Origin of the sequence: Allostreptomyces psammosilenae, assembly GCF_013407765.1 — a bacterium.
GTDB classification, from domain to species: domain Bacteria; phylum Actinomycetota; class Actinomycetes; order Streptomycetales; family Streptomycetaceae; genus Allostreptomyces; species Allostreptomyces psammosilenae.
Window position 1 is genome coordinate 3,715,352 of sequence record NZ_JACBZD010000001.1, and the last position, 26,121, is coordinate 3,741,472.

A 26,121-nucleotide genomic window follows, 5' to 3' on the forward strand; every position below is an offset into this window, starting at 1 on the left:
CATATCAGCGGTCCACCGGAATCTGGAGGGGGCTCGCGAGGCCACCGGACAGGCGTGCGTACCCGCCCCATGGTAGGTCGCTACCGGCCGGGGCGCCGCCGTTCGGGGACGGCGCCTTCCCCCGGGCCGCCCATCCCCCGGCGCCCCGGTAGATTGAGGGGGTGAGTTTCCCGGTAGTCGGCATGGTCGGTGGCGGCCAGCTAGCACGTATGACCCATCAGGCGGGCATCCCCCTGGGAGTCCGCTTCAAGCTCCTCAGCGACACCCCGCATGACTCCGCGGCCCAGGTGTGCGGTGACGTCGTCGTCGGCGACTACCGCGACCTGGAGGTGCTGCGCGCCTTCGCGGCCACCTGCGACGTGGTCACCTTCGACCACGAGCACGTGCCCACCGAGCACCTGCGCGCCCTGCGCGAGGAGGGCGTCGCGGTGCTCCCGGGCCCCGAGGCGCTGCGCTTCGCCCAGGACAAGGGCGCCATGCGGGCCCGGCTCGCCGAGATCGCGGTGCCCTGCCCGCGCAACCGCCTGGTCGCGGACCCGTCCGACGTCGCGGCCTTCGCCGCCGAGGTGGGCGGCTGGCCGGTGGTGCTGAAGACCACCCGCGGCGGCTACGACGGCAAGGGCGTGTGGGTGGTGCACGACGAGCGCCAGGCGGCCGAGCCGTTCCAGGCCGGCGTGCCGGTGCTGGCCGAGGAGAAGGTGCCCTTCCGGCGGGAGCTCGCCGCCAACGTGGTGCGCTCCCCGCACGGGCAGGCCGTCGCCTACCCGGTGGTGGAGTCCGTGCAGGTGGACGGGGTGTGCAGCGAGGTCATCGCGCCCGCCCCGGGGCTGTCCGCCACGCTGGCCGCCGAGGCGCAGTCCGTGGCGCTGCGGATCGCCGGCGAGCTCGACGTCGTCGGCCACCTGGCCGTGGAGCTGTTCGAGACCACCGACGGCCGGATCCTGGTCAACGAGCTGGCCATGCGCCCGCACAACTCCGGCCACTGGACCATCGACGGCGCGGTCACCTCCCAGTTCGAGAACCACCTGCGGGCCGTCCTCGACCTCCCGCTGGGCGACCCGCGCCCGCGCGCCCGCTGGACGGTCATGGCCAACGTGCTCGGCGGCGACTACCCCGAGATGTACCCGGCCTTCCTGCACTGCATGGCCCGGGACCCGGGCCTGCGCATCCACATGTACGGCAAGGACGTCAAGCCCGGCCGCAAGGTCGGCCACGTGACCGTCAGCGGCGACGACCTCGACGACGTCCGCGAGCGGGCCCGGCACGCCGCCGGGTACCTGCGCGGCACGATCACCGAGTAGCGCGGCACGCCGCCGGCACCATCGAAGGGGAGCGAAGAGGACATGAGCAGCGCCAAGGGGCCCGCCGTCGGCATCGTGATGGGGTCGGACTCGGACTGGCCGGTGATGGAGGAGGCCGCGAAGGCGCTGGAGGAGTTCGGCGTCGCCCACGAGGTGGACGTGGTCTCCGCGCACCGCATGCCCGAGGAAATGGTCGCCTACGGCCAGGACGCGGCCGGCCGCGGCCTGAAGGTGATCATCGCCGGCGCCGGCGGCGCCGCCCACCTGCCCGGCATGCTCGCCTCCGTCACCCCGCTGCCGGTGATCGGCGTGCCGGTGCCGCTCAAGCACCTGGACGGCATGGACTCCCTGCTGTCCATCGTGCAGATGCCCTCCGGCGTGCCGGTGGCCACCGTCTCGATCGCCGGCGCCCGCAACGCCGGACTGCTGGCCGTGCGGATGCTGGCCGCCCACGACGCCCCGCTCCGCGAGCGGATGGTGGCCTTCCAGGCCGACCTGAAGTCCCAGGCACAGGCCAAGGGCGCCCGGCTGCGCGCCAAGGTCAACGGCTCCTCCGCCATCGGCTTCGGCCGCCGCTGACCCCCACGGAGAAGGGCCGGCCGCGCGGGTCCCCCGCGCCGCCGGCCCTTTCGCCTCAGCCCAGGTCGAACAGGGCCTCGACGTCGAGCTCCACGGTGAACCGTCCGGCGACGTCGACCGCCTGCCGCCCGGTGACCGAGGCGACCTCCTTGTAGGTCTCACCCGCCAGCTCGTGCACCACGACGCAGCGCTTGGGCTTCTCCAGCTCCACCCGCCAGTAGGCCGGCACCCCCGCCTCGGCGTACAGGGCGGGCTTGTACACGCGGTCCTGCGACTGGTTGGACTTCGAGACGATCTCCACCAGCAGCACCGTGGCGCCGATCGGGATCACCATGGTGTCCCGCCGCACGGCGTCGCGCGCCGCTACCACGATGTCCGGCACGTGCAGCCGGCTCGTTCCGCGTCGGACGTTGACCGCCGCCGCGACGCGGTAATGCGCCCCTTCGGACCGGATCGCCTTCTTGAGCTGGCCTGTCAGCTCCGAGGAGACGTACTGGTGGAGGACGTCACCCGGCGCGGGGGACATCATCAGGGCCCCGTCCACGAGCTCGTAGCGAACGCGGCGGTCAACCGGAGGCTGACCGCCGTCGATCCTCTGCCCGAACCCCGTCGGCTCAGACCAGGCCGTGGGCGCGGGCCTCGATGGCGGGGCAGCGGTCCATGATCATGTCCAGGCCGGCGGCCCGGACGCGCTCCTGTGCCGCCTCGTCGACCACGCCGAGCTGGAACCACACCGCCCGGGCCCCGATCCGCACCGCCTCGTCGGCGATCGCGCCGGCCCGCTCGGAGTTCACGAAGACGTCCACCACGTCCACCGGGAACGGGATGTCGGACAGCGAGGCGTACCCGCGCTCGCCGTGCACCTCCTCGGCCCGGGGGTGCACCGGGACGATCCGCTTGCCGAGCTGGCGCTGGAGCAGCCGGGACACCCGGTAGGCGTCCCGGGAGGGGTTCTCCGCCAGGCCGACCACCGCCCAGGTCTCGTAGCTGGGCTCGGTGAGCAGCCGCCGAGCGATCTCCTCGTCCGTAGTGTGCTTCACAACGATCGCCTCCCGCGCCGCCCGACCACGGCCGCCTGTTGGTGTGATTGTCCCTCCGGCAGGGGGTGCAGCGCACGGCGTGGCGCCGGCATTCCCCCGGGACCCACCGGCGGGCCGGTCACAGTCCGGGCAGCGGCTCCGGCTGCGGGCGGCCGAGCGCCCGGTAGGTCCAGCCGGCGGCCCGCCAGCGCTCGGCGTCCAGCACGTTGCGGCCGTCCAGGACGCGCCGCTCGGCCACCCGCTCGCCCAGTACCAGCGGATCCAGCTCGCGGAACTCCTGCCACTCGGTGAGGTGCAGGACGACGTGCGCCCCCTCGGCGGCCTCCAGCGCGGACTCGGCGTAGTTCAGGCCGGGGAACGCCTTGCGGGCGTTGTCCAGCGCCTTGGGGTCGTAGACGCTGACCTGCCCGCCCTGGAGCTGGATCTGCGCGGCCACGTTGAGCGCGGGGGAGTCGCGGGTGTCGTCGGAGTTGGGCTTGAAGGCGGCGCCGAGCACGGCGATCCGGCGGCCCAGGAAGCCGCCGCCGCACTGCTCGCGGGCCAGCTCCACCATCCGCGAGCGGCGGCGCATGTTGATGGCGTCCACCTCGCGCAGGAAGGTCAGCGCCTGGTCGGCGCCGAGTTCGCCGGCGCGCGCCATGAACGCCCGGATGTCCTTGGGCAGGCAGCCGCCGCCGAAGCCGAGGCCGGCGTTGAGGAAGCGCCCGCCGATCCGGTCGTCGTGGGCCAGCGCGGCGGACAGCTGGGTGACGTCCGCCCCGGAGGCCTCGCAGACCTCCGCCATGGCGTTGATGAAGGAGATCTTGGTGGCCAGGAAGGCGTTGGCGCTGACCTTGACCAGCTCCGCCGTGGCGTAGTCGGTGACCACCAGCGGCACCCCGGCGCCCAGCAGCGGGGCGTACACCTCGCGCAGCGCCTCCTCGGCGCGCCCGCCCGGCCGGACCCCGAAGACCAGCCGGTCCGGGCGGAGGGTGTCCTGCACGGCGTAGCCCTCGCGCAGGAACTCCGGGTTCCAGGCCAGCTCGGCGGCCTCGCCGGCGGGCGCGGTGTCGGCGAGCCGCTGGGACAGCCGCGCGGCGGTGCCGACCGGCACGGTGGACTTGCCGACGACCACGCAGGGGCGGTCCAGGTGGGGCGCCAGGGCGTCCACGGCGGCGTCCACGTAGGTCATGTCGGCCGCCATCTCGCCCTTTTTCTGCGGGGTGCCCACGCACAGGAAGTGCACGTCACCGAAGCGGGCGGCCTCCTCGGCGGAGGTGGTGAAGCGGAGCCGGCCGCTCGCCAGGTGGCGGGCGAGCAGCTCCTCCAGGCCGGGCTCGAAGACCGGGGAGCGGCCGGAGGAGAGGACGGAGACCTTGTCCGGGTCGACGTCCATGCCGAGCACCTCGTAGCCCAGTTCGGCCATGCCGGCGGCGTGGGTGGCGCCGAGGTAGCCGGTGCCGATGACGGTGATCCGCGGTGCCACCTGTTCCTCCTGCGGGTTGCGTGCCACTTCGGGCTCGGGCGCGGGGCGGCCCCGGCGATCGTAACCGCCGGGGGCCGGCCCGCCGCCGCTCCGGGGCCCCTTTCCCGCGTGGCGCCGGGCCCTCCCCGGGCCGGCCGGGGGTTTCCCGCGGGCCGCTCGGGGTGCCCCGGGGGTTCCCAGCGGGGCCCGGCCCTAGGATGATGGTTACCGATCAGTAGCATCGGCCCGTCGGAGTGCCCCGGTCCTTCCCGGAGCACCATCCAGACGAGACCACCGCACACCATTCCCGGTCACGACGACGTCACAAGGGGTGAGAGGGCCATGACGGGACGCGACTCCTCGGGGTTCGACCTGTACACACTGTCCGAGGAGCACCAGATGCTCCGCGAGTCCATCCGAGCCCTCGCCGAGGCCAAGATCGCCCCGCACGCCGCCGCGGTCGACGAGGAGGCCCGCTTCCCGCAGGAGGCCCTGGACGCCCTGGTCGCCGCCGACATGCACGCCGTGCACGTGCCCGAGGAGTACGGCGGCAACGGCGCCGACGCCGTCGCCGCGGCGATCATCGTCGAGGAGGTCGCCCGCGCCTGCGCCTCCTCCTCGCTGATCCCCGCGGTCAACAAGCTCGGCTCGATGCCGGTCATCCTGTCCGGATCCGAGGACCTCAAGCGGCGCTACCTCACCCCGCTCGCCCAGGGCCGCGCCATGTTCTCCTACTGCCTGTCCGAGCCGGACGCCGGCTCCGACGCCGCCGGCATGAAGACCCGGGCGGTGCGCGACGGCGACACGTGGGTGCTGAACGGCGTCAAGCGCTGGATCACCAACGCGGGCGTCTCCGAGTACTACACGGTCATGGCCGTCACCGACCCCGACGCCCGCAGCAAGGGCATCTCCGCCTTCGTCGTGGAGAAGTCCGACGAGGGCGTCTCCTTCGGCGCCCCCGAGAAGAAGCTCGGCATCAAGGGCTCGCCCACCCGCGAGGTCTACTTCGACAACGTGCGCATCCCCGCCGACCGGATCATCGGCGAGGAGGGCACCGGCTTCGCCACCGCCATGAAGACCCTCGACCACACCCGGATCACCATCGGCGCCCAGGCCATCGGCATCGCCCAGGGCGCCCTGGACTACGCCAGGGGCTACGTCGCCGAACGCCGCCAGTTCGGCCGCCCCATCGGCGACTTCCAGGGCGTGCAGTTCATGCTCGCCGACATGGCCATGAAGCTGGAGGCCGCCCGGCAGCTCACCTACGCCGCCGCCGCCCGCTCCGAGCGCGCCCACCGCGGCCAGAAGGGCCAGGACCTCACCTTCTTCGGCGCGGCCGCCAAGTGCTTCGCCTCCGACGTCGCCATGGAGATCACCACCGACGCGGTCCAGCTCCTCGGCGGCTACGGCTACACCAGGGACTACCCGCTGGAGCGGATGATGCGCGACGCCAAGATCACCCAGATCTACGAGGGCACCAACCAGATCCAGCGCATCGTGATGGCCCGCAACCTGCCGCAGGGCTAGCGCCGGCGGGGGTGGGGCCGTGCTCCCGCGCCGCCCCACCCCTGCCGCCGTCACCGCACGGTCGGTGCCGTCCGCCGACTCACTCCTGCTCGGGCTTGAGGTCCGCCGGCACCGGCTGGTCCGCCGCCAGCGCGTCGAACAGCCGGTTCGCCTGCTCCATGTCCCACTGCACGGCCGAGCCGACCCCGCCCGGGCGGTAGTCCGGGTTCGCGATCGGCACGGTCATCCGGGTGCCGTCGCCGCCGCTGACCGACCGCATGCCGGTGAACAGCTGGTACATGTGGAACAGCTGGGTGTCGTCGTCCACCACCAGCGAGTCCAGCCCCGCCGTCATCATCGGGAAGGCCCGGAACGGGTTCAGCAGCGTGCCCGGCGAGGTGGCCTTGTCCGACAGCGCGGACAGCAGCTGCTGCTGCCGCTGCATCCGGCCGAAGTCCCCGGTCGGGTCGAAGTAGCGGGCCCGGACGTACGCCAGCGAGTCCGCGCCGTCCAGCGTCTGGCAGCCCGCCTGGAGGTCCGCGCCGGACTTCTCGTCCTTGATCGCCTGCTCCAGGCACATGTCCACGCCGCCGACCGCGTCGATGATCCCGACGAAGCCGCCGAAGCCGACCTCCGCGTAGTGGTCGATGCGCAGGCCGGTGTTGTACTCCACCGTCTGCACCAGCAGCGCCCCACCGCCGTAGGCGAAGGCCGCGTTCAGCTTGTCCGCGCCGCCGGCGTGCGCGTTCCCCTCCGAGTCGGTCCACTCCGGGATGGTCACGTAGGAGTCGCGCGGCAGGCTCAGCAGCGTGTTCCCGTTGTCGCCGACGTGCAGCACCATCATCGAGTCGGTGCGCTTGCCGCTGGCCGAGCCGGTGCGCAGCTCGTCCATCTCCTCCTCGGACAGGCCCTCGCGGCTGTCCGAACCGACGATCAGCCAGTTGGTGCCCTCGCCCTCCGGCGGCCGGTCGCCGTAGTCGGCCAGCACCGGCTCGCGGACGATCCGCCCGTTCGCCCAGAAGTACGTGCCGATGCCCGCCACCAGCAGCAGCGCCAGCACCGCGGCGACCGCCTGACCGGCCCGGCGCGGGGTGATCCGCACCCGGCGCGGCCCACCGCCCCCGCCGCCGGCCGAGGCGACGGCGGTGCCGGTCCGGCCCGGACCACCCGGCCCGGCCGGCCGCGGGGCGGTCGCGGTGCCGCCCGCCGGTGCCCCGCCGCGCGGCGAGAGGTGTGGCGGCAGCGCCGCCTGGCCCGCCGCGCCCGGGGCGCGCACGGGTGCGTCGACCGGGCGGCGGCTGTGCGGCACCCGGTTGTGCGGAAGGACCTGGGTCGGTTCGGCGTCCGGGTTCGAGCCGTAGCCCCCCGCGCCGTAGCCGCGCTCCCGGCGGACGCCGGCGCGGCCCTCGTCCATCACCGGCCAGCCGCCCTGGGCGCCCGCGCCCCCCGCCCCGCCGGCGCCCGCCCCTCCCGCGGAGGTGTGCGGCAGCACCTGGGTCGGGTCGGCGTCGGGAACGCCGCCGCCGTCCGCTCCGCCGTACCCGCGGTCGTCCCGCCCGCCCGACGCGCCCCGCGGACGGCGCTGGCGGCCGTCCGCGCCGTCGTCCCAACCATCCGGCCACGTGTTCATGAGGACCAAGTCTGCACGAGGGCGCCACGGGGGCAATGGGCCCGAGTCCGGTGAAGCGGGCCTGTAGCAGTATTGGTGCAGACGTGGACACAAGCACCCGCCGCGCGCGCCCACGCGCGCACGCCGGGGCGCCGTCGGGGGCCCGTCCGGGGCCCGTCCGGGGGCTCGTCGGGAGGGCTCGTCGGGGGGTGTCCGGGGAGCGCTCAGCCCGGCACGGCCACCGGTCGCGGGCCGTCGTCCCAGTCCTCGCCGACCACCACCCGGAAGGTCGCGCCGAGGCCCGGGACCGGCTCCAGGCGGGCGCGGGGCAGGGCGGCGCCCAGGGTGCGCACCGACTCGTCCCAGCGCGGGTCGTACTGCACGACGGTGACCGGCACCCCGGTCACCGGGGCGTCGGCGGCCCGGCCGCTGGTGGCGAAGCCCACGCCGCGCAACTGGGCGTCGGCCCGCGCGCCCAGGCCGGCGACGCCGGTGCCGTTGAGCACCCGCAGGTGGACCTCCTCCGGCCGCACGGTGAGTGGGGCGCCGTCCCGGCCGACGGTCGCGGCCGGGCCCGGCGCGGCGGCCGCGTCCGCCGAGGTCGACGTCCCCCCGGCCGGCGCCGTGCCCGTGCCCGTCCCCGCTGCCGGCGCGGTCCCCGAGGGCACCGGCAGCGGACGGTCCTCGCGCACCGCCGCGAAGAGCTCCTCGGCCGCCGCCCGGTCCCACAGCACGGTGGAACCCCACCCCGGCGCCTGGTAGGAGTCGTCCGCGACCGGCACGGTCACGAACGTCGCGTCGTCCCCGGTCAGGTGCCCCATCTGCCGCGCCAGGTCCACCAGGTCCTGCGGCCGCAGCCCGCCGTCGGCGGTGACGGCGCCCAGCAGGGTGCCGGCGACCTCGCCCATCCGCGCCGGGTCCAGCAGCACGTCCTGCGCCAGCATCCGGTCCAGCAGGCCGCGCAGCAGGTGCTGCTGGCGCTCCATCCGGCCGAAGTCCGCCGTGGGATCGACCTGGCGGGCGCGCACGTAGCTCAGCGCCTCCGCCCCGTCCAGCAGGTGTGTGCCGGCCGGCAGGTCGAGGCCGGACTTGGCGTCCCGCAGCGGCCGGTCGGTGCTGACGGTCACCCCGCCGAGCGCGTCCACCGTCTCCACGAAGCCCAGGAAGTCGATCTCCAGGTAGTGGTCGATCCGCACCCCGGTGGCCTGCTCCACGGTCTGCACCGTCAGCGGCGGCCCGCCCAGCGTGTAGGCCGCGTTGATCTTCCCGTGGCCGGCCGGGACCTCCGCCCCGCTCCGCCTGTCCCGGTGCGCGGGGATCGGCACGTAGGAGTCCCGGGGGATGGAGACCACCTGGGCGCCGCTCCGGTCCTCGGGGACGTGCACCAGCATGATCGTGTCGGTGCAGTCGCAGGAGGCGCCGCCGGCGTGCAACGCCTCCAGGGTCCCGGGCGGGACGCCGTCCCGCCGGTCGACCCCCACCACCAGGAAGTTCAGCGCGCCGTCGTCCACCGGGCGCTCCTGGAGGCCGGCGAAGGCGTCCACCCGGCCGAGCGAGGCCCCGAGCAGGTGCGCCGCCGTCCAACCGGACGCGCTGGTGACCAGCACGGCGCAGGACAGCGCCGCCGCCAGGTACCACAGCAGGCGCTGCCAGGCCGGGGCGTCCGCCAGGCCGCCGCCGTCCGCGGCGTCGTCGTCCCACTCCGGCGGGGGCGGCGCGACCGTCCCGACCGGCCCTTGGGCGCGGTCCGGGGCGGGCTCCGGTGGGAGCGGTCGGGGCATGGTGGGGTCCTCCCGCGGCGTCGCGCCGGTCGGTGTGCTCCGGGCCGTCCGGCGGCTGCCGCCGGCGGCCTCGCCGGGCCACTGTACGAGTCACGCGATGCCGCCATGCGGACACACGCCGTCACCGGTATGGCGTATCCCCCTCCGGGGCGCCGGGCGGCCGGACCACCGCCCGCCGGCGGCCGTCGGGACGCCGGCCACGCCGTCCGCGCGCCCCGGAGCGGGCGGCCTGCCGCGGCGTACGGGCGGACCTCCCCGTGCCGCTATGGTGTTCGGCGATGAACCCTCCAGACCCCCAGCCGCCGGCGGTTTCGGTGATCATGCCGGTGCTCAACGAGTCCCGGCACCTGCGCACCGCCGTCCGGCACATCCTCGACCAGAGGTACGCCGGCGAGATCGAGGTGGTGATCGCCCTCGGCCCGTCCAGCGACGACACCGACGAGATCGCGGCCGCGCTGGCCGCCGAGGATCCGCGCGTGCGGACCGTGCCGAACCCCAGCGGGCGCACCCCGTGCGCGCTCAACGCCGCCATCGCGGCGTCCCGGCACCCGATCGTGGTCCGGGTGGACGGCCACGGCATGCTGCCGCCGGACTACGTCGCCACCGCGGTGCGGCTGCTGGAGGAGACCGGCGCGGCCAACGTCGGCGGCGTGATGCACGCCGAGGGGGAGACGGCGTGGGAGGACGCGGTGGCGGCCGCGATGACCTCCCGGGTGGGCGTCGGCAACGCGGCCTTCCACACCGGCGGGGCGGCCGGCCCGGCCGAGACCGTCTACCTCGGCGTGTTCCGCCGCGAGGTGCTGGAGCGGCTCGGCGGCTACAACGAGGAGTTCATCCGCGCCCAGGACTGGGAGCTGAACTACCGCATCCGCTCCGACGGCGGCCTGATCTGGTTCTCGCCCGAACTGCGGGTCTCCTACCGCCCGCGGCCCACCGTCCGCGCGCTGGCCCGGCAGTACCTGCACTACGGGCGGTGGCGCCGGGTGGTGACCCGGTTCCACCGCGGCTCGGTGAACCTGCGTTACCTCGCCCCGCCGACCGCGCTGCTCGGCGTGGTGGCCGGCCTGGTCGCCGGCGCCGCCTGGCACCCGGTGGCGCTGGTGCTGCCCGGCGGCTACCTGGCGATGGTGCTGGCCGGATCGGTGGCGCAGTGGCGGCAGCTGCCGTCCTGGCGGTCCCGGGCCTGGCTGCCGGTCGCCCTGGCGACCATGCACATGTCGTGGGGCTGGGGCTTCCTGACCAGCCCGCGCTCGCTGGCCCGCCGGGTCATCGCGGCCCGCCGCCCGATGCCGGCGGACGAGCGGCGGGAACGGCCGGCCGAGCCGGCCGAGTCGGCGCCGCCGCAGGCCGGCTGAGCGGCGCCCGACAGCCTGACGGCGTGTCGGCCTGACGTCCCGACACGCGGACGGCCCCCACCGGCCGGAGCCGATGGGGGCCACGTCGTTTCCCGTTGCGCTCCCCGCGCCGGGGCGGCGCTCCGGTCAGGCGTCGCGCACGCCGGTGTAGCCGCTGGTGCACTCGTCCTCGGCGGCGTCGTGCACGGTGACGTCCTCCGGGAGGGCGCTCGGCGTCGGGCGCGGCATCTCCTCCGGGAAGTCGGCTCCGATGGTCACGGTGACCGAGCCGGCGGCCAGGTCGGCGGACTCCTCCAGGGCGTCCTCCCCGAGGCCGATCGCCTGCGCCACGGCCAGGCCGATGGCCTCCTCGCCGGGGGCGTGGGCGACGGTGCTGGTGGCCACGTCCTGGGTGGCGGCGTTGCCGGTGGTGGCGGTGAACTCGTGCTCGCCGAGGTGCTCGGCGACCTCGCTGGCCTTGCCGCCGGTCAGCGTGCCGTTGAGCACCACGGTGCTGACGGTGGCCGGATCCACCGAGGAGGTGTCGATCGCGCCGCCGTCCGCCTCCGCCCCGTCCTCCGCGGCCCCGTCCTCGGCCGCCTCCTCGGTCCCGTCGGCCCCCTCGGCCGGGGCGGACGCCGAGGCGTCCGGCTCCGGGCTCTCCCCGGAGGAGGGCTCCGGGCTGCCGGAGGCCTCGCCGGCCGGCTCGCCCTCCTCGCCCCCGCCGTCCAGCGGCTGGTCGGCGGCGATCAGGTCGAACATCTGGGTGGCCTGCGGCTGCACCAGTTCCACCTTGCCGTCGATCTCGTCGCTGTCCTGCATCTGCGGGTTGATGAACCGGACGTCGTCGGGGCTGATGCCGCCGAGCTCCTGGGCGAGGCCCATCAGGGCGGTGACGCTGCCGAGCTCCGGGGAGACGGTGAGCGAGTTGGTGGCGGCCTCGGCGATGGGCAGCAGCTTGGTGGGGTCGAGCAGGGTCCCCGCACTGGTCAGCTCCCGGAACAGGGAGCTGAGGAACTGCCGCTGGAGGTTGAACCGGCCGAGGTCGCTGCCGTCCTGGACGGACTTGCGGGTGCGGACGAAGGCGAGCGCGTCCTCGCCGGCGATCCTCTGCTCCCCGGCCGGCAGGTCGAGGCCGGAGTCCTCGTCCCTGATCGGCTCGCAGAGGTTCACCGTGACACCGCCGACGGCGGTGGAGAGATCCTTGACGCCCTGGAAGTCCACCATCAGGAAGTGGTGAATGCGGATGTTGGTCAGTTCCGCCACGGTCTGCACGGTGCAGCCCGGGCCGCCCCGCCCCATGGAGTCGTTGAACGCGGCGCGAATGGCCCCATAGACCTCGCCGGTGTCGCCGTCCGTGCATTCCGGGATGTCGACGACGGTGTCGCGCGGGATGTTCACCGCGACGGCTTCGGTGCGGTCGGCGGAGATATGCAACAACATGTTCACGTCGTTGTGTCCCCAGCCGGTGATCTCCATGTTCCCGTACTGGCCGCCGGTGCCTTCCCGGCTGTCCGTCCCGATCAGCAGGATGTTCAGCGGGGTGCGGCCCTGCGCGTCGGCCGCGGCCTCCGGCGGGATGTAGTCGCCGGCGTACAGGTCCGACTCGTCGATGTTGCCGTTCAGTCGTTGCAGGTAGAGATAGCCACCCGCGCACCCGGCGACCAGCGTGATGCCGACGGCGATGGAGACGGGCCGCAGGAAGCGCCGCGCGCCGGTCGGCTTCTTGCGCCGGCGGCCCCCGCCGCGGGCGGCTCTGCGGGCGGCGGCGCGCCCGCCGCCCGGTATGTCGTCAGTGGTCTCGGTTGCCGCCGCCTCGGGGCGCTCGGTCCGACCGCGCCTGGCCATGATGGTGACTCAACTCCCTACCGGCCGCTCCGTGTGCGTTCGACGGCCCGTGGGAATAGACGCGGCCCGGTGGGAGATGGTTGTGCGAATTCGGTCGTTCCTCCGCGCGAAAACCGAAGAATGACGCTCCGTATCCGGTCGATCGCGGATCACGAACGGAAAACGGGAATATGTCGACCTGTCGCCAGGAGATGGCCGGGGCGCAAAGTGATATTCCGTGCACCGCGCGTAGACACTTCCCCGTCGAGGCGTGCCGGGCAGGCGCCCGGCACCGCCGGTCGGGTCGCGGGGGAGCGGGTCAGCCGGCGCAGACGTCCTCGTCGTCGGCCTGCACCGACTGCAGGCCGGAGGGCGCGACGGTCGGCGTGGTCATCGGCACGCCGGCGCCGAGGAAGTCGTCGCCGATGGTGAAGACCATCTCCTCGCCCGTGCCGGAGTCGTCCAGCGCCGAGTCGGGCAGCCCCATGGCCTCGGCGAAGGTGCGTGCCGCGCCCTCCTGCTCGGGGGAGTAGACCAGCGTCGACTTCGCCGTCGGGTCGGCGTTGCCACCGTTGCTGGAGAGCAGGAAGCCCTTCTCGTTCTGCAGCCAGCTCACCGTCTCCTGGGCGGCGCCGATGGTGTCGCTGCCGTTCTGGATCGAAACCCGCACCTCGGCGGCGGGCACCTCCTCCACCGCGGACTCGGTGGCCGTGGCCTCGGGGCTGGCGGACTCCTCCGGCGCGCCCTCGCCGCTGGCCTGCGTGCTCGGCTCGGCGCTGGCGGAGCCGTCGGCCGGCTCGGCCTCGGTCTCGGTGAGGGAGGCGTCGTCGCGGATCATCGCGAACAGCTGCCCGGCGTCGGGCTGCTTCAGGGCCAGCCGGTTGGGGTCGGGCTCGTAGTCGACGACCGGCACGGTGGCGAAGGTGATGTTCTTGGTGTCCACCGAGGCGATGTCCAGCGCCAGGTCGCTGAGCGCGTTGATCGAGGCGATCGGCTCGTCCACGGTCAGCGACTTGGTGGCGGCGTCGGCCAGGTTCCACAGCTTGGTGGGGTCGGTCAGGGTGTCGCTGCTCTGGATCTTGCGGATCATCGAGCTGAGGAACTGCTGCTGCAGCGGGATGCGCGAGAGGTCGCCGCCGTTGCCCACGGCGTACCGGGTGCGCACGAAGGCCAGTGCCTCCTCGCCCTGGAGCACGTGCGTTCCGGCGGTCAGGTTCAGGTGCGACTTGGGGTCGTTGATGTCGCGGGAGACGCAGACCTCCACGCCGCCGATCGCGGTGGAGAGCGTCTTGACGGCGTCGAAGTCGACCATGATGAAGTGGTCGATCCGCACGCCGGTGAGCTGCTCGACGGTCTTCCAGGTGCAGCCCGGGTCGCGGCCGTTCTGGCCCAGGCTGGTGTTGAACATGGCGAGCGTCTCGCCGGGGATGACCTGGTCGCCGGTCTGGCACTCCGGGATCTCGACCATCAGGTCGCGGGGGAAGCTGATCGCGGTGGCGTTGCTGCGGTCCGCGGAGACGTGGAAGAGGAAGGTGGTGTCGGCGTGCCCGACGCTGCCCGCGTCGCCGTAGTCGCCGTCCTGGCCCTCACGGGTGTCGGTGCCGATGACCAGGATGTTCAGGGGGCCGCCGTCGCCGGCGGCGGCGGGGCGGCCGTCGCCGAGGTTCACCTCGACGCCGGTGATGTTGCCGCTGAAGCGTTGGTAGACGGCGAAGGCGGTGCCCGCGACCGCCACCAGGACGAACCCGGCCGCCCCGGCCGTCCAGCTCAGGGCCCTGCGGCGGCGTTTCGGCCTGCCGGCCTTGCGCCGGGCGGCGCGCCCGCCGCCCCCGGGACCGTTCGCGGTGCCCGACCCGGTGGTGGTGGCTCCCGCCGGGCCTCTGCCCCGCGCGGCCGCCCGGGCCGCTGCGCGGCCGCCCGGCCGTGGGATGTCCGCGGTGCCGCCCGGGGTGTCGGTGGGGGAGGCGGCGGCCGGGGTCGCGGTGGCCGCGGCCCCGGCGGTCGCCGAGGTGCCGGCGGCGCGGGCCCGGGACCGGGCGCGCGGGGCGCCTTCGCGGAGCCCTTCGCTCCGGTTGTCCGGGACCACCGAGTCGGACGGTGCGGGGGACTGGCGCGGGACCGTGCCGGCGGGCGGGGGCGCCGCGGCGTCTCCCGGCGGGCCCTGCTCGACGGGCGGGCGCAGCGTGTAGGAGCCGGTCGCCGGATCGAACACCCACTGGTCGGCGGGGTCGATGTCGTCGGAGCCGCTCCTGCCACCGGGCGTCCGGCCGTACTGTGCGTCCACGCTCGCCGTTCCCCTCCGTCCGGGTTCTCATCGAATGGGCGTCTCGAATGGGCGTCCGTCAGGCCGACCTCTCCCCCCGGGAGGCCGTCAGAGCGTCGGCGTCACTCTAACCGCCGAGTTTGTGCTTCCGGCACGGCCGTGGCCGATTTCTCCTGGTATGCGGATCACCGATTCGTCGAATTGTCGCATCGGTTTTTGGTGACTTGTCAGGGGTTGCCGCATATGTCCTGTTCCGCTGTTCGACCCTCGAAGGCGATGTCACCGCCGCCTTGTTCGAATCCGGCCGTCGGGTCCGTGACGTCGGACACACTCGTCGGATCATCCGCCGGGCCCGGGGTGCCCTCCCGCGAGGCGGTGCCCTCGGGTGCGGCGGTGTCCCCCGGCGGGGCCGTGCCGGGCGCCGGCGTGGCGGTGGCCGACGGGGCGGGCGCCGGCGACGCGCCCTCCGCGCCGGCGACCCGCACCGGGCGGTCCTCGCGCAGCGCGGTGAAGAGCAGTTCGGCGTCCGGCTGCACCAGCTCGTCGCGGTTGCGGTTCAGGTGGTACGGCCGACGCGGCACGGTGAGCAGCGTCATGTCCTCCTCGTCGACCTCCCGCAGCGCGGTCGCCAGGTCGTACAGCTCGGTCAGCGAGTCCAGCCCGGAGTCGGTGGTGAGCGAGCCGGTCACCGCGTCGAGCAGCCGGTACAGCCGGGCCGGGTCGAACAGCAGCCGCTCGTCGTCCACCTTCTGCAGCAGGGCGGCCAGGAACCGCTGCTGGCGCTCCATCCGCTGGGTGTCGCTGCCGTCGCCCAGCGACTTGCGGGCCCGGACGTAGGCCAGCGCGTCCTCGCCGTGGACGGTCTGCCGCCCGGCCGGCAGCCGCAGCCCCGACTCGGCGTCGTCCACCGCCTCCGGCAGGCAGATCTCCACGCCGTCCACGGCGTCCACCATGTCCCGGAAGCCGGAGAAGTCCACGACCATGTGGTGGTCGATCCGCACCCCGGTGAGCTCCTCCACCGTGCGCACCGCGCACGCCACCCCGCCGTACTGGTAGGCCCAGTTGAACTGGCCGAAGGTGGGCGGGGTGGTCCGCCCGTCGGGCAGCTCGCAGGGCGGGAAGTCCACCATCAAGTCCCGGGGGATGCTGACCGCGGTGGCGTGCTCCCCGCCGCCGCCGATGTGCAGCAGGATCGTGGTGTCGGAGCGCTGGGAGTCGGCCGGGCCGCCGTAGCGGGCGTTCTCCCCGCTGCGGTCGTCCGAACCCAGGATGAGGATGTTGACGGCCTCCACCGCGCGCGGCGGCTTGCTCGGCCGGGCGGTGTCCTCGCTCAGGATGCGGTCGGCGGTGGCGTCGGTGCGGATGTTGTCGTCCAGGCTGCGGTACGCGGACCACACCGCGCCGCCCGCGCCCAGCACTGCGATGGCGAGCCCGACGGCGGTGACCCGCAGCAGCACCCGCCGCCACGGCCGGCGTCGCGGCGCCGCCGGACCGCCGGGTGCCCCCGCCTCGCCGGTGGCGCTCGGTGGCGGTGCCGAGGAGGCGTCTTCCGGTGCCGAGGAGGCGTCGGCGTCCGCCGGCTCCGGCTCCGTCGCCGGTGGCGTTCGGGCGTCGGCGGACGAACTCTCGGTGGGTGCGTCTGGGCCGGACGGTGACGTCGCCACGGTGGCTGCCTCCCGAGCGTCGGGGCGGGCTCCCGGCGCCGGCCGGCGGGGTACGCCGTCCGGTGGGGCCCGTTCGGGAGGCTGGACGAACGAAGCGTCCAAAGGGTTGCGCGAGTTGGCCGATTCACCAACCTTTTTCGTTCAAGAAATCTCGGAAAGAGAGCGAAAGTGACCGCTTCGCCGCCGGCGGCGCCGGGGCGGCTCCCCGCTCACCCCGCGCCCACCCCGCCCTCACCCCGTGCTCAGCGCAGCACCCGGGTGACCCGCTCCTGCTCGACCCGCCGGCGCAGCGTCGCCTCGTCCGCCGACTCCAGGTTCCGGCACAGCACCGCCGATCCCCCGGTCGCCAGCGGCACCAGCAGCCCGGCGAGCAGACCGTCCAGCCGGTTCATCGGCAGCGCGGAGAGCGTCCGGTCGCCCGGCCGCACCCCCTCCCGCTCCGCCTGGTCCGCCGCCAGCGCGGTCAGCTGGCCGCCGGTCAGCAGATGGGCCTGGAGGTCCAGGGCCGGCTCCTGCGGGCGCACCGGCGCGTACGGGGTGAAGCGGTCGCCGTGGCTCGGCACCTCCACCGCGTAGTCGGCGAAGCCGGCCGGCGGCTGCGGGAACCGGCCGCCCAGCGGACGCAGCGCGAGGGCCATCCGCTCACCGGCACACGCCGCCGCCTCCGCCAGCCGGTCCGGCCCGGCCACCACCGCGTCGCAGGAGGCCGGATCGCCGTCCGGCACCGCCACCGCGCCGACCGCCCAGCAGGCGGCCAGCCACACCGCCGTCTGCCAGTGCAGGGGGAGCAGCAGCGCCACCCGGGCGCCCGGCTCGACCGCCCAGTCGTCCTGCATCAGGTTCGCCGTCTTCGCCACCCAGTTGTCGAAGGTGGCCACCGACAGCTCCACCCGCTCGCCGGTGGCGTCGTCGTGGAAGGTCAGCAACGGCCGGGCGGGATCCGCGGCCAGCGCCGCGCGCAGCAGGTCGGCGGGGGTCCGGTCCGAAGCGGGGAGGGAGGCGCCGTCGATCATCACGCGCCCCACTCTATTGCCGCGCCACCCCCGCCCCCGCCCCGCCCCGGCTCCGACCCCCGGCCGCGCACCACCCTCCGGCCGCCCCCGGCCGCCCCCCAACCGCCCCACGGCCCGCGCTCCCACCCACCCGGCGGACCCGGCCCGGCCGGCCACCGCACCGAAAGCGCGTCACTCCAACGGGGGGTCACCTGATGCAGAGGCATGGTCACGCACGGTAGTCCGGGAACATGCGAGCTTTCGCCAGCACCATCGCCGGCCTCGGCTGCGCCGTCCTCCTCGGTGCGCTCCCGCAGCTGGTCTCGACCCCCACGGGGCGGGAGCCGTCCGCCCGGACGTCCCCCGCCGACTCCACCGACCCCACCGCCTCGGGCGCCACCCCGGCCGGAGCGGTGGTGGGCGGCGCCACCCACACCCTGCCCCTGGCCGCCGCGCACCCGACGGACGCCGAGGGCGGTGCCACGCCGGACGGCTCCCCGGCCGTGCTGCTGGACACCACGGAGACGGAGCGGTTCAGCCTGCTCGGCATCACCTGGGAGGACCCGGACGCCACCCTGCCCGGCCGGGCCGAGGTGCGGGTGCGCGACGCCGCCACCGACGAGTGGAGCCAGTGGCAGCCGCTGGAGGCCCACCCCGACGACCGCCCCGACGCGCGGTCGCCGGAGGGCGCCGAGGGCGTGCGCGGCGCCACCTCGCCGCTGTGGGTCGGGCCCTCCGACGGCGTGGCGGTCCGGCTCGCCCCGGAGCCGGCCCACGCCGACCACCCCCACACCGACGCGGAGCCCGCCACCCACTCCGGCTCCGCGGACTCCGCCTCCGCCGCCGAGCAGCCCGCCGAACCCCTGCCGGAAGGGCTCCGCCTCGACCTGGTGGACCCGGGCGAGGTCCCCTCCGTGGCCCGGCCCGGCTCCGCCCCCGCGCCCGAGGGAACGGAGCACCCCGAGGGCGGCGAACCGGGCGAGCGGGCCGAGCGGACGCAGGAGGGCGACGGAACCGAGGACTCCGAACGGCCCGGGGAGAGCGCCGGCAGCGAGGACCCCGACCCGGCGGAGCAGCCCGCCGAGACCGAGGACGCCGACCAGAGCGCCGAACCGGACCAGCCCGCCGAGCCCGACCGGACCGAAGGCGCCGAGGAGTCCGAGGAGACCGAGGAGGCGGACGAGACCGAGGAGCCCGACGAGTCCGAGGAAGCCGACGAGACCGAGGAGTCCGGCCAGTCCCACGGCGACACGCCCGAGTTCCCCGGGCTCCAGGCGCCCCGCCCCGCCATCGTCACCCGGGCCCAATGGGGGGCCGACGAGTCGCTGCGGAGCGGCCCCTACCCCTACACCTCCACCGTCAAGGCCGCCTTCGTGCACCACACCGCCACCGGCAACGACTACGCCTGCGAGGAGGTGCCCGCCCTGCTCCGCTCCATCTACCGCTACCACGTCCTCGGCAACGGCTGGCGCGACGTCGGCTACAACTTCTTCGTCGACCGGTGCGGAACCATCTACGAGGGCCGGGCCGGCGGCGTCGCCGAACCCGTCCTCGGCGCCCACTCCCTCGGCTTCAACAGCGACACCACCGGCATCGCCGTCCTCGGCACCTTCACCGACACCGCCCCCACCCCCGAGACCCTGCGCGGCCTCGAACAACTCGTCGCCTGGAAGCTCGGCCTGTTCGACCAGGACGCGGCCGGCACCACCACGCTGGTCTCCAGCGACTCCGGCAGCCTCTACCCGGCCGGAACCGCCGTGACCTTCGACACCGTCTCAGGACACCGGGACGGATTCTCCACCGACTGCCCCGGCGGCCAGCTGTACGACCTGCTGCCCCAGGTACGCGAGGGCGCCGCCGCCCTCCAGGCCACCTGACGCCCGCCCGGCACCCAGCCGGCGCCGCGCCCGGCGGCCCGTCGGACGGCGGCGCGCGGACCTCCCGGCAGCCGACGGCGAACCCGTCCGGAGCGGAAACCCCGCCAGGAGGAAATGGGGTGAAATGCCGCAGACCTCCGCCCGGCCGGAAGGCGCCGCTCACCTAGACTTGCCCGGCGAGCCCCGCTCCCGGCGGGGCTCGCCGGCTCACCGGCTTCGGCGGGCCGTCCTCAGCAGGGCACGGGCCAGGCCACTTAGCGCAAGGGATGACAGGTGACGGAAGCGATCCTCCTGGTCGGCGGCAAGGGCACCCGGCTGCGCCCCTTGACCGTGAACACGCCCAAGCCGATGGTCCCGGCCGCCGGAGTGCCCTTCCTGGAGCACCTGCTGGCCAGGGCCCGGGCGGCCGGCGTCGACCACATCGTCTTCGCCACCTCCTACCTCGCCGAGGTCTTCGAACCGCACTTCGGCGACGGCAGCGACATGGGCCTGCACCTGGAGTACGTCACCGAGACCACCCCGCTCGGCACCGGCGGCGCCATCCGCCACGTCGCCGACCGGCTGCGCTCCGGGCCCGACGAGCCCGTCCTGATCTTCAACGGCGACATCCTCTCCGGCCTGGACCTCACCTCCCTGCTCGACGCCCACCGCGCCGCCGGAGCGGACGTCACCCTCCACCTCACCCGGGTCGAGGACCCCCGCGCCTTCGGCCTGGTGCCCACCGACGCCCGCGGCCGGGTGCTGGCCTTCCTGGAGAAGCCGGAGCGCCCCGAGGACATCGTCACCGACCAGATCAACGCCGGCTGCTACGTCTTCAACCGGTCCGTCATCGACCGCATCCCGGCCGGGCGGGTCGTCTCCGTCGAACGGGAGACCTTCCCCGGCCTGCTCGCCGAGGGCGCGCACCTGCTCGGCGTCGTCGACGACACCTACTGGCTCGACCTCGGCACGCCGGCGGCCTTCGTCCGCGGCTCCGCCGACCTCGTCCTCGGCCGCGCCCCCTCCCCGGTGGTCCCCGGCCAGGGACGCGAGTACCTCGTCCACGACCGCGCCGAGGTCGCCGCGGACGCCAAGCTCTCCGGCGGCACCTCGGTCGGCGCCGGGGCGCGCATCGCCGGCGGGGCCCGCGTCGACGGCAGCATCGTGCTCGCCGGCGCGGTCGTCGGGCCGGAGGCCGTCGTGCGGGACAGCGTCATCGGCTCCCGCGCGGTGATCGGCCCGCGCACCGTGGTCGACGACTCCGTGGTCGGCGACGGCGCCACCGTCGGCGCCGACAACGAACTGCGCGGCGGCGTCCGGGTGTGGTGCGACACCACGCTGCCCGACCTCGCCCTGCGCTTCTCGGCGGACACCTGAGCATGGCGCGGACCCCCCGCCGCACGGCCCTGCCCCACCTGTCCCCGCGCCCGATCCGGCGGCCCGCCGCCACCACGCCCGCTCCACGGGGCGAGGATGGCGGTATGACCGCACCACCCCACGCGGCCACCCCGGCGCCCGCGGCGGCGCGAGCGCCCCTGGCCGCCGCGACCACCGTGCCCACACCCCGCGGGCCGGGCCCGCTCGGCACGCCCGCCGCCGTGAGCCCCGCCCCCCGCGCCGCCACCCCGACCGGCCGCGGCGCCGCCACCCCGCGCGAACACACCCGCCGCTACCGCCCCGGCCACCCCCTCGACCTCGGCGCCCTGCTGGAACCGCTGCGCCGCGGCCCGGGCGACCCGGCCTGCGCCATCGCCCCCGACGGCTCCTGGTGGCGGGCCTCCCGGACCCCGGACGGACCCGGCACGCTGCGCCTGGTGGTCGACCCGGCCGCCGCCGAACTGCGCGCCACCGCGTGGGGGCCCGGCGCCGAGCGGCTGCTCGACGGCCTGCCGGACCTCCTCGGCGCCGCCGACCGGCCCGAGGAGTTCCAGCCGCGCATCCCGCTGCTGGCCGAGGCCGTCCGCCGCAACCCCGGGCTCCGGCTCGGCCGCAGCGGCGCCGTCCTGGAGTCGCTGATCCCGGCGATCCTGGAGCAGAAGGTCACCTGCGTGGAGGCCTACCGGGGCTGGCGCCTGCTGCTGCGCCGCTTCGGCGAGCCCGCGCCGGGACCGGCCGGCTCGCAGGCCGGGCGGATGCGGGTGCCGCTCGCCGCCCGGCACTGGGCCATGGTGCCGTCCTGGGAGTGGCACCGGGCCGGCGTGGACGCCAAGCGGGCCTCCACGGCCGTCCGCGCGGCCCGGCTCGGCGGCCGGCTGGACGGCCTGGCCGCGCTGCCGGCAGAGGAGGCCGCACGGCTGCTGTGCACCGTGCCCGGCATCGGGCCGTGGACGGCGGCCGAGACGCTCCAGCGCAGCCACGGCGCCCCCGACCAGGTGTCGGTCGGGGACTACCACCTGCCGGCCATGGTGGGCTGGGCGCTCGCCGGCGACCGCCACGCGGACGACGAGACGATGCTGCGCCTGCTCCAGCCGTGGGCCGGCCAGCGCCACCGGGTCTGCCGCCTGCTGGCCGGCATCCCCGGCGCCCGCCCGCCCCGCCGCGGCCCCCGCCTCAGCCCGCGCGAGTTCCGCGACATGTGAACCCGCGCCCCCGACCCGGCCGCCGCACCCGGATCCGGCTACCGCACCTCGACGAAGGCCGCCGCGTCCCGGGGCGGCCGGGGGGCGGGCGGCGCCGCCGGGTGGCCCACGGCCACCGCGCCCATCGGGTCCCAGTCGTCCGGCAGGTCCAGCACCTTGCGCACGACCTCCCGGCAGAACATGGTGGAGGACACCCAGGCCGAGCCGAGCCCCTCCGCGTTCAGCGCCACCAGCAGGTTCTGCACGCCCGCGCCCGCCGACACCACGAACATCTCCCGTTCGGCCGCCGCCCGCCGCGCGTCCGGATAGCGGTGCGCGCCGTCGGTGACCAGGCACGGCACCACCAGGTACGGGGCCCGGCGGAGCAGGTCGCCGCGCGCCGTGCGGCGGGCCACGCGCTCCTCGTCGAGCCCGTCGGCGACCAGGTCGGCCTTCCAGACCTCCAGCATCGCGTCCAGCAGCCGGGTGCGCGCCTGCTCGCCCTCCAGCAGCACGAACCGCCAGGGCGTGGTGTGGTGCGGGGCGGGCGCGGTCACGGCGGCGGCCACGGCGCGCCGCACGGCCTCCCCGTCGACCGGCTCGTCGGTGAAGGAGCGCACGGTGCGCCGGGAGGTCACGGCCGCCCGCATGGCCTCGGCCGTGCCCAACCGGAACAGGTCGTTCTCGGGCGAGCGGACGAGGGCGGCGGCGCCGGGGCCGTCCTCCTCGGTGGTGCGCTCGGGCAGGCCGCGCACGACGACCACCGGCACCCCGGCGGCCTTGCCCTTGACGAGCTCGGCGGCGCCCGCGAGCTCGTCGGCCGCGGCGGTCACGGTGACGACGAGCGGGTTGCCGTTGCGGTCGGTGCCGCCGCGCAGGTCCTCCAGCGGGGCCACTCCGGCGGCGCCGATCGCGACGTCGGTGAGGCCGGCCCGCCAGGCCCGCCCGAAGGTGTCGGTGAGCAGCACGCCGACCCGCACGCCGAGGCGTTCGGCCAGGCCCCGGCGCAGTCGCCGGGCGGAGTCGTCCGGGTCCTCGGGCAGCAGCAGGATGGTGCCCGGCTCGGTGTTGGAGGCGTCCACGCCGGCCGCGGCCATGACCAGTCCGTTGCGGTTGCGGACGATCCGGGTGGTGCCGCGCTGGGCGACCAGTTCCACGGCCTCGGCGTCGATGGCCGCCTGCCGGTCGGCGGCGCGGGTGATCCGCCCCTCCGCCTTGCTGACGATCTTGGACGTGACGCAGAGGATGTCGCCGTCGCGCAGGCCGGCGGTGCCGCCGGAGGCGGTGGGCGCCGCGCAGGCGTCGGCGATGAGCGCCACCAGGTCGTCGCCGGGGCGGACCTCCCCGATGCCCCGCACGGGCAGCACCTGGTAGCCGTCGCTCCTGGTCGTCTCCGTGCTCATCCCTCGCGCACCTCCCCCGCCAGCTCCAGGGCGCGGCGGGCCATCTCGGCGCTGGCGGCCTGGTCCGTCATCATCAGCGGGACGGCGCGGCAGCGGATGCCGGCGGCCTCCACCCGCGGCACCGCGTCCGCGTCGACGGTGTCCACCAGCCAGCCGTCGAGCAGGCCCGGGCCGTAGTGCTCGGCCACGGCGGCGGCGGTGGTCTCCACGCCGATCGCGGTCAGCATGCGGTCGGCCATGCCGCGGACCGGCGCGCCGCCGACGATCGGGGACAGGCCGACGACCGGGGCGTCGGCCTTCTCGACGGCCTCCCGGATGCCGGGGACGGACAGGATGGTGCCGATGCTGACCACCGGGTTGGACGGCGGCAGCAGGATGACGTCGGACGCCGCGATGGCGGCGAGCACGCCGGGCGCGGGCCGGGAGTCCTCGGCGCCGACGGGCAGCACCGCGTGGGCCGGGACGGCGGCGCGCAGCCGCACCCAGTACTCCTGGAAGTGCACGGCCTTGCGGCGCCCGGAGCCCTCCGGCGCGTCCGGGTCGTCGATCACCACGTGGGTCTCCACGCGGTCGTCGGTCATCGGCAGCAGCGTCACGCCCGGCTGCCAGCGGTCGCACAGGGCCTCGGTGACCGCGCTCAGCGGGTAGCCGGCGCCGATCATCTGGGTGCGCACCAGGTGGGTGGCGACGTCGCGGTCGCCGAGTCCGAACCAGTCGGGGCCGACGCCGTAGGCGGCGAGCTCCTCCTTGACGCTCCAGGTCTCGCCGGCGCGGCCCCAGCCCTGCGCCTCCTCGATGCCGCCGCCCAGGGTGTACATGACGGTGTCGAGGTCGGGGCAGACCTTGAGCCCGAACAGGTGGATGTCGTCGCCGGTGTTGCCGATGACGGTGATCTCGTCACCGGGGCCCACGGCGTCCTTCAGCCCGCGCAGGAACCGGGCGCCGCCGATTCCGCCGGCAAGTGCTGTGATGCGCATGCGCACAGTCTGGCACCAGCCGCGGCCCCGGTTCGGCGGCGTGACCGCCCGCCGCCCCCGGTGGTGGCGGGCCTGCGGTACGGTCCCGGGGGAGTGCGCCGACGGCCCGTCAATCCTCCCGCGGCCTCCCGGGGTCCCACGCGGTCAGCAGGTGCCGACGGCGCCGGCCGCGCGCCCGGGCACCGCGGCGGCGCCGGCCGACCGCGTCCGCGCCCCGTCGCGGACGCCGAACGCCGCGCCGGTGCCCGTCCGGGCGCGGTCGCCGGCGAGGGAGGCGTGCGGGTTCATCTCCGTCAGCCGGGGCCCGTAGACGTGGATGCTGGCGGCCGGCAGCAGCTCGCTGTTGAGCACCTCGTGCACCGTCCCCGGGGCGGCCACGCGCAGCCGGCCGGGGGCCAGCCGCCGGCCGGCGTCCCGTCCCGCCCGCGCCGCGGGCCCGGCAGGGGCGCCGGTGTACTCGGTCAGCACCCCCTGGACCACGGTGAACACGCCGGTGGAGGCGCCGTGGTCGTGCCGGCCGCTGCCCTGCCCGGGCAGCCAGCTCAGCAGCCACGCCTCGTGGCGGGGGCCGGCTTCCAGCCGGGTGTACCAGCGGGTCAGCGGGTCGAAGCGGAGCAGCGGGAGCCAGCGTTCCGGTTCGGCCGCCAGCCGCTCGGCGACGGCGGCCAGGTCGGCGAGGGTGCCGGGGTGCTCGCCCCGGGGGACGGCGCGGTCGGCCAGGGCGAGCGGGTCGCCGGCGATGCTGATGTCGCTGAGCTGGGAGGGGTGCACGAAGGAGAGTCCTTGGGGAGGCGCGCCCGGCGGTGGTCGGGTGCGCGGCACGGGTCCCCCGGCCGTTCCGGGCGCGGACGGGCCTGGCCGCCGGATGACGGACGACGGAAGGGGAGGGCGGGCCCGTTCACGGAATGACGGACCGAGGAGGTTTGGCGAGCGCCGTGGTGGTGAGGCGAGTCAGCAGGCGCGACAACAACAGCCGCGGGTGGGGGCGGCCGGGAGCGGGGCTCGACCGGCGGCCGGAGGAAGCAGCGGCAGCGCGCGGGCCTGCGTGCCGAGCGGCGCGGCGGCGCTCCGGCGGGCAGGCGTGGTACGGGCTGGCATGGGAGGTAGAAGACCGCTTTGAGGGCACTTTGTCAACCGACTCCCGCATGGCGGACCGAGTGCTCGTCAAATCGGGTGAATCAGTCGCTAACGAGTTTTACCGCTGTGCGGAGGGGAAGACGAGGCGCACCGGCTCGTGCTGTGATCGTGCTGTGATCCATCTCGCTCCGCGGCGCCGGCGGGGAACCCCAAGCGCCCCCTGATCGTCGGAACTGACAGACGGTTCCGGCCGGGAGCCGCCGGGAGTCACTGTCGGCGGCCCCGGGGACGAGCCGCGGCGCGAGCGGACCCCTCCACCGAGAACGAAGGCGAATTGGTACGGTTTGCCCAACGGGCGCCACGCTACGGAGTCGTTTGCTCCCACAGAGTGAATGCGGCGCCTTTTAGCACATCGCAGCTTGACTACGCGTCAGCGACGCACTTGTAATTTCAGCCATGTCGTTGAACCGCCACTGGTAACGGCAACATCACGGGGAAGCAAAGAAGGGCAGGAGGCACGCCATGAGCGAGCTCTTTCAACTGGTGCTCGGAGACGAAACCGAAGAGGAGCTCGGCTGGCAGGAACGCGCGCTGTGCGCGCAGACCGACCCCGAGTCCTTCTTCCCCGAGAAGGGCGGCTCCACCCGGGAGGCCAAGAAGGTCTGTCTCGCCTGCGAGGTGCGCGCCGAATGCCTGGAGTACGCACTCGCCAACGACGAGCGGTTCGGCATCTGGGGCGGACTGTCCGAGCGGGAACGCCGCCGGCTGAAGAAGAGCGCCGTCTGAGCCCCCCGACGCCGGCCCGCCGCGCGGAACGCCGCCGATCCACTCCCGCGCGATGCCGCGCACCCCGCGCGGAACACGGCGCCGACCTCGCGGAACACCGCCGCGCCGCGCACCGGGCGACGCC

20 protein-coding genes are annotated in these 26,121 nt (G+C 75.0%); 8 read left to right on the forward strand and 12 right to left on the reverse strand.

Annotated elements, in window-relative coordinates; translation table 11 throughout:
- The first annotated feature begins 161 nt into the window (after window positions 1-161).
- Together FHU37_RS15480 and purE are read left to right on the forward strand one after the other, a co-directional pair.
- Window positions 162-1,301 carry a 5-(carboxyamino)imidazole ribonucleotide synthase gene (locus tag FHU37_RS15480; protein WP_179814764.1) on the forward strand — a complete coding sequence of 380 codons (1,140 nt, stop codon included), beginning with the start codon at window positions 162-164 and terminating at the stop codon, window positions 1,299-1,301.
- Window positions 1,302-1,343: 42 nt separating this feature from the next.
- Entirely contained in the window at window positions 1,344-1,880 is a 537-nt protein-coding gene (purE, locus tag FHU37_RS15485; protein ID WP_179814765.1) for a 5-(carboxyamino)imidazole ribonucleotide mutase, read from the forward strand.
- A gap of 55 nt (window positions 1,881-1,935) precedes the next feature.
- On the opposite strand, the gene FHU37_RS15490 is transcribed toward purE, so the two are convergent.
- The 3 genes from FHU37_RS15490 to FHU37_RS15500 all read right to left on the reverse strand — a co-directional run bounded on the left by FHU37_RS15490 (window position 1,936) and on the right by FHU37_RS15500 (window position 4,385).
- Window positions 1,936-2,472: a Uma2 family endonuclease gene (locus FHU37_RS15490; protein WP_312892771.1), complete on the reverse strand. Its 537-nt coding sequence runs from the start codon at window positions 2,470-2,472 to the stop codon at window positions 1,936-1,938.
- Window positions 2,473-2,494: 22 nt separating this feature from the next.
- The gene (locus tag FHU37_RS15495) at window positions 2,495-2,920 is read right to left on the reverse strand and encodes a CoA-binding protein (protein WP_179814767.1); all 426 of its coding nucleotides are present in this window, start codon (window positions 2,918-2,920) and stop codon (window positions 2,495-2,497) included.
- A 118-nt stretch (window positions 2,921-3,038) separates the two neighbouring features.
- Entirely contained in the window at window positions 3,039-4,385 is a 1,347-nt protein-coding gene (locus FHU37_RS15500; protein WP_179814768.1) for a UDP-glucose dehydrogenase family protein, read from the reverse strand.
- A 321-nt stretch (window positions 4,386-4,706) separates the two neighbouring features.
- Here FHU37_RS15500 and FHU37_RS15505 point away from each other — a divergent pair, with 321 nt between their 5' ends.
- Window positions 4,707-5,891, forward strand: coding sequence for an acyl-CoA dehydrogenase family protein (locus FHU37_RS15505; RefSeq protein WP_179814769.1), 1,185 nt, complete (start codon window positions 4,707-4,709; stop codon window positions 5,889-5,891).
- A 79-nt stretch (window positions 5,892-5,970) separates the two neighbouring features.
- Here FHU37_RS15505 and FHU37_RS15510 read toward each other — a convergent pair whose 3' ends face one another.
- Together FHU37_RS15510 and FHU37_RS15515 are read right to left on the reverse strand one after the other, a co-directional pair.
- Window positions 5,971-7,500, reverse strand: a complete 1,530-nt coding sequence (locus FHU37_RS15510; protein ID WP_246449907.1) for an LCP family protein — start codon at window positions 7,498-7,500, stop codon at window positions 5,971-5,973.
- Window positions 7,501-7,703: 203 nt separating this feature from the next.
- Complete coding sequence (locus FHU37_RS15515; protein ID WP_179814770.1) at window positions 7,704-9,260, reverse strand: LCP family protein; 1,557 nt, start codon at window positions 9,258-9,260, stop codon at window positions 7,704-7,706.
- A 278-nt stretch (window positions 9,261-9,538) separates the two neighbouring features.
- On the opposite strand from FHU37_RS15515, the gene FHU37_RS15520 reads away from it, so the two are divergent.
- Window positions 9,539-10,615 (forward strand): glycosyltransferase family 2 protein, encoded by a 1,077-nt coding sequence (locus FHU37_RS15520; RefSeq protein WP_179814771.1) that lies wholly within the window; start codon window positions 9,539-9,541, stop codon window positions 10,613-10,615.
- Between the two features lie 126 nt (window positions 10,616-10,741).
- Here the strand turns inward: FHU37_RS15520 and FHU37_RS15525 are convergent, their stop codons facing one another.
- The 4 genes from FHU37_RS15525 to FHU37_RS15540 form a co-directional block, all read right to left on the reverse strand.
- Complete coding sequence (locus FHU37_RS15525; protein ID WP_179814772.1) at window positions 10,742-12,442, reverse strand: LCP family protein; 1,701 nt, start codon at window positions 12,440-12,442, stop codon at window positions 10,742-10,744.
- A gap of 298 nt (window positions 12,443-12,740) precedes the next feature.
- On the reverse strand, window positions 12,741-14,705 hold the full coding sequence (locus FHU37_RS15530; protein WP_179814773.1) for an LCP family protein: 1,965 nt from the start codon (window positions 14,703-14,705) through the stop codon (window positions 12,741-12,743).
- Between the two features lie 206 nt (window positions 14,706-14,911).
- On the reverse strand, window positions 14,912-16,348 hold the full coding sequence (locus FHU37_RS15535) for an LCP family protein (RefSeq protein WP_312892622.1): 1,437 nt from the start codon (window positions 16,346-16,348) through the stop codon (window positions 14,912-14,914).
- A gap of 242 nt (window positions 16,349-16,590) precedes the next feature.
- Window positions 16,591-17,361: a TIGR03089 family protein gene (locus FHU37_RS15540; protein ID WP_179816295.1), complete on the reverse strand. Its 771-nt coding sequence runs from the start codon at window positions 17,359-17,361 to the stop codon at window positions 16,591-16,593.
- Between the two features lie 230 nt (window positions 17,362-17,591).
- Here FHU37_RS15540 and FHU37_RS15545 point away from each other — a divergent pair, with 230 nt between their 5' ends.
- The 3 genes from FHU37_RS15545 (at window position 17,592) to FHU37_RS15555 (ending at window position 21,775) form a co-directional block, all read left to right on the forward strand.
- Window positions 17,592-19,217 carry an N-acetylmuramoyl-L-alanine amidase gene (locus FHU37_RS15545; RefSeq protein WP_179814774.1) on the forward strand — a complete coding sequence of 542 codons (1,626 nt, stop codon included), beginning with the start codon at window positions 17,592-17,594 and terminating at the stop codon, window positions 19,215-19,217.
- Between the two features lie 273 nt (window positions 19,218-19,490).
- Window positions 19,491-20,573, forward strand: coding sequence for a mannose-1-phosphate guanylyltransferase (gene manB / locus FHU37_RS15550; protein WP_179814775.1), 1,083 nt, complete (start codon window positions 19,491-19,493; stop codon window positions 20,571-20,573).
- A 104-nt stretch (window positions 20,574-20,677) separates the two neighbouring features.
- Window positions 20,678-21,775, forward strand: coding sequence for a DNA-3-methyladenine glycosylase family protein (locus FHU37_RS15555; protein WP_246449913.1), 1,098 nt, complete (start codon window positions 20,678-20,680; stop codon window positions 21,773-21,775).
- Window positions 21,776-21,813: 38 nt separating this feature from the next.
- Here FHU37_RS15555 and FHU37_RS15560 read toward each other — a convergent pair whose 3' ends face one another.
- The 3 genes from FHU37_RS15560 to FHU37_RS15570 all read right to left on the reverse strand — a co-directional run bounded on the left by FHU37_RS15560 (window position 21,814) and on the right by FHU37_RS15570 (window position 24,905).
- Window positions 21,814-23,157 (reverse strand): coenzyme F420-0:L-glutamate ligase, encoded by a 1,344-nt coding sequence (locus FHU37_RS15560; protein WP_179814776.1) that lies wholly within the window; start codon window positions 23,155-23,157, stop codon window positions 21,814-21,816.
- A complete protein-coding gene (gene cofD / locus FHU37_RS15565; RefSeq protein WP_179814777.1) occupies window positions 23,154-24,134 on the reverse strand; it encodes a 2-phospho-L-lactate transferase in 981 nt (326 codons plus the stop codon). Before cofD ends, FHU37_RS15560 begins: the two co-directional genes overlap by 4 nt.
- A gap of 144 nt (window positions 24,135-24,278) precedes the next feature.
- On the reverse strand, window positions 24,279-24,905 hold the full coding sequence (locus FHU37_RS15570; protein ID WP_179814778.1) for a cysteine dioxygenase: 627 nt from the start codon (window positions 24,903-24,905) through the stop codon (window positions 24,279-24,281).
- Window positions 24,906-25,733: 828 nt separating this feature from the next.
- On the opposite strand from FHU37_RS15570, the gene FHU37_RS15575 reads away from it, so the two are divergent.
- Window positions 25,734-25,997: a WhiB family transcriptional regulator gene (locus tag FHU37_RS15575; protein WP_179814779.1), complete on the forward strand. Its 264-nt coding sequence runs from the start codon at window positions 25,734-25,736 to the stop codon at window positions 25,995-25,997.
- Window positions 25,998-26,121 lie beyond the last annotated feature (124 nt).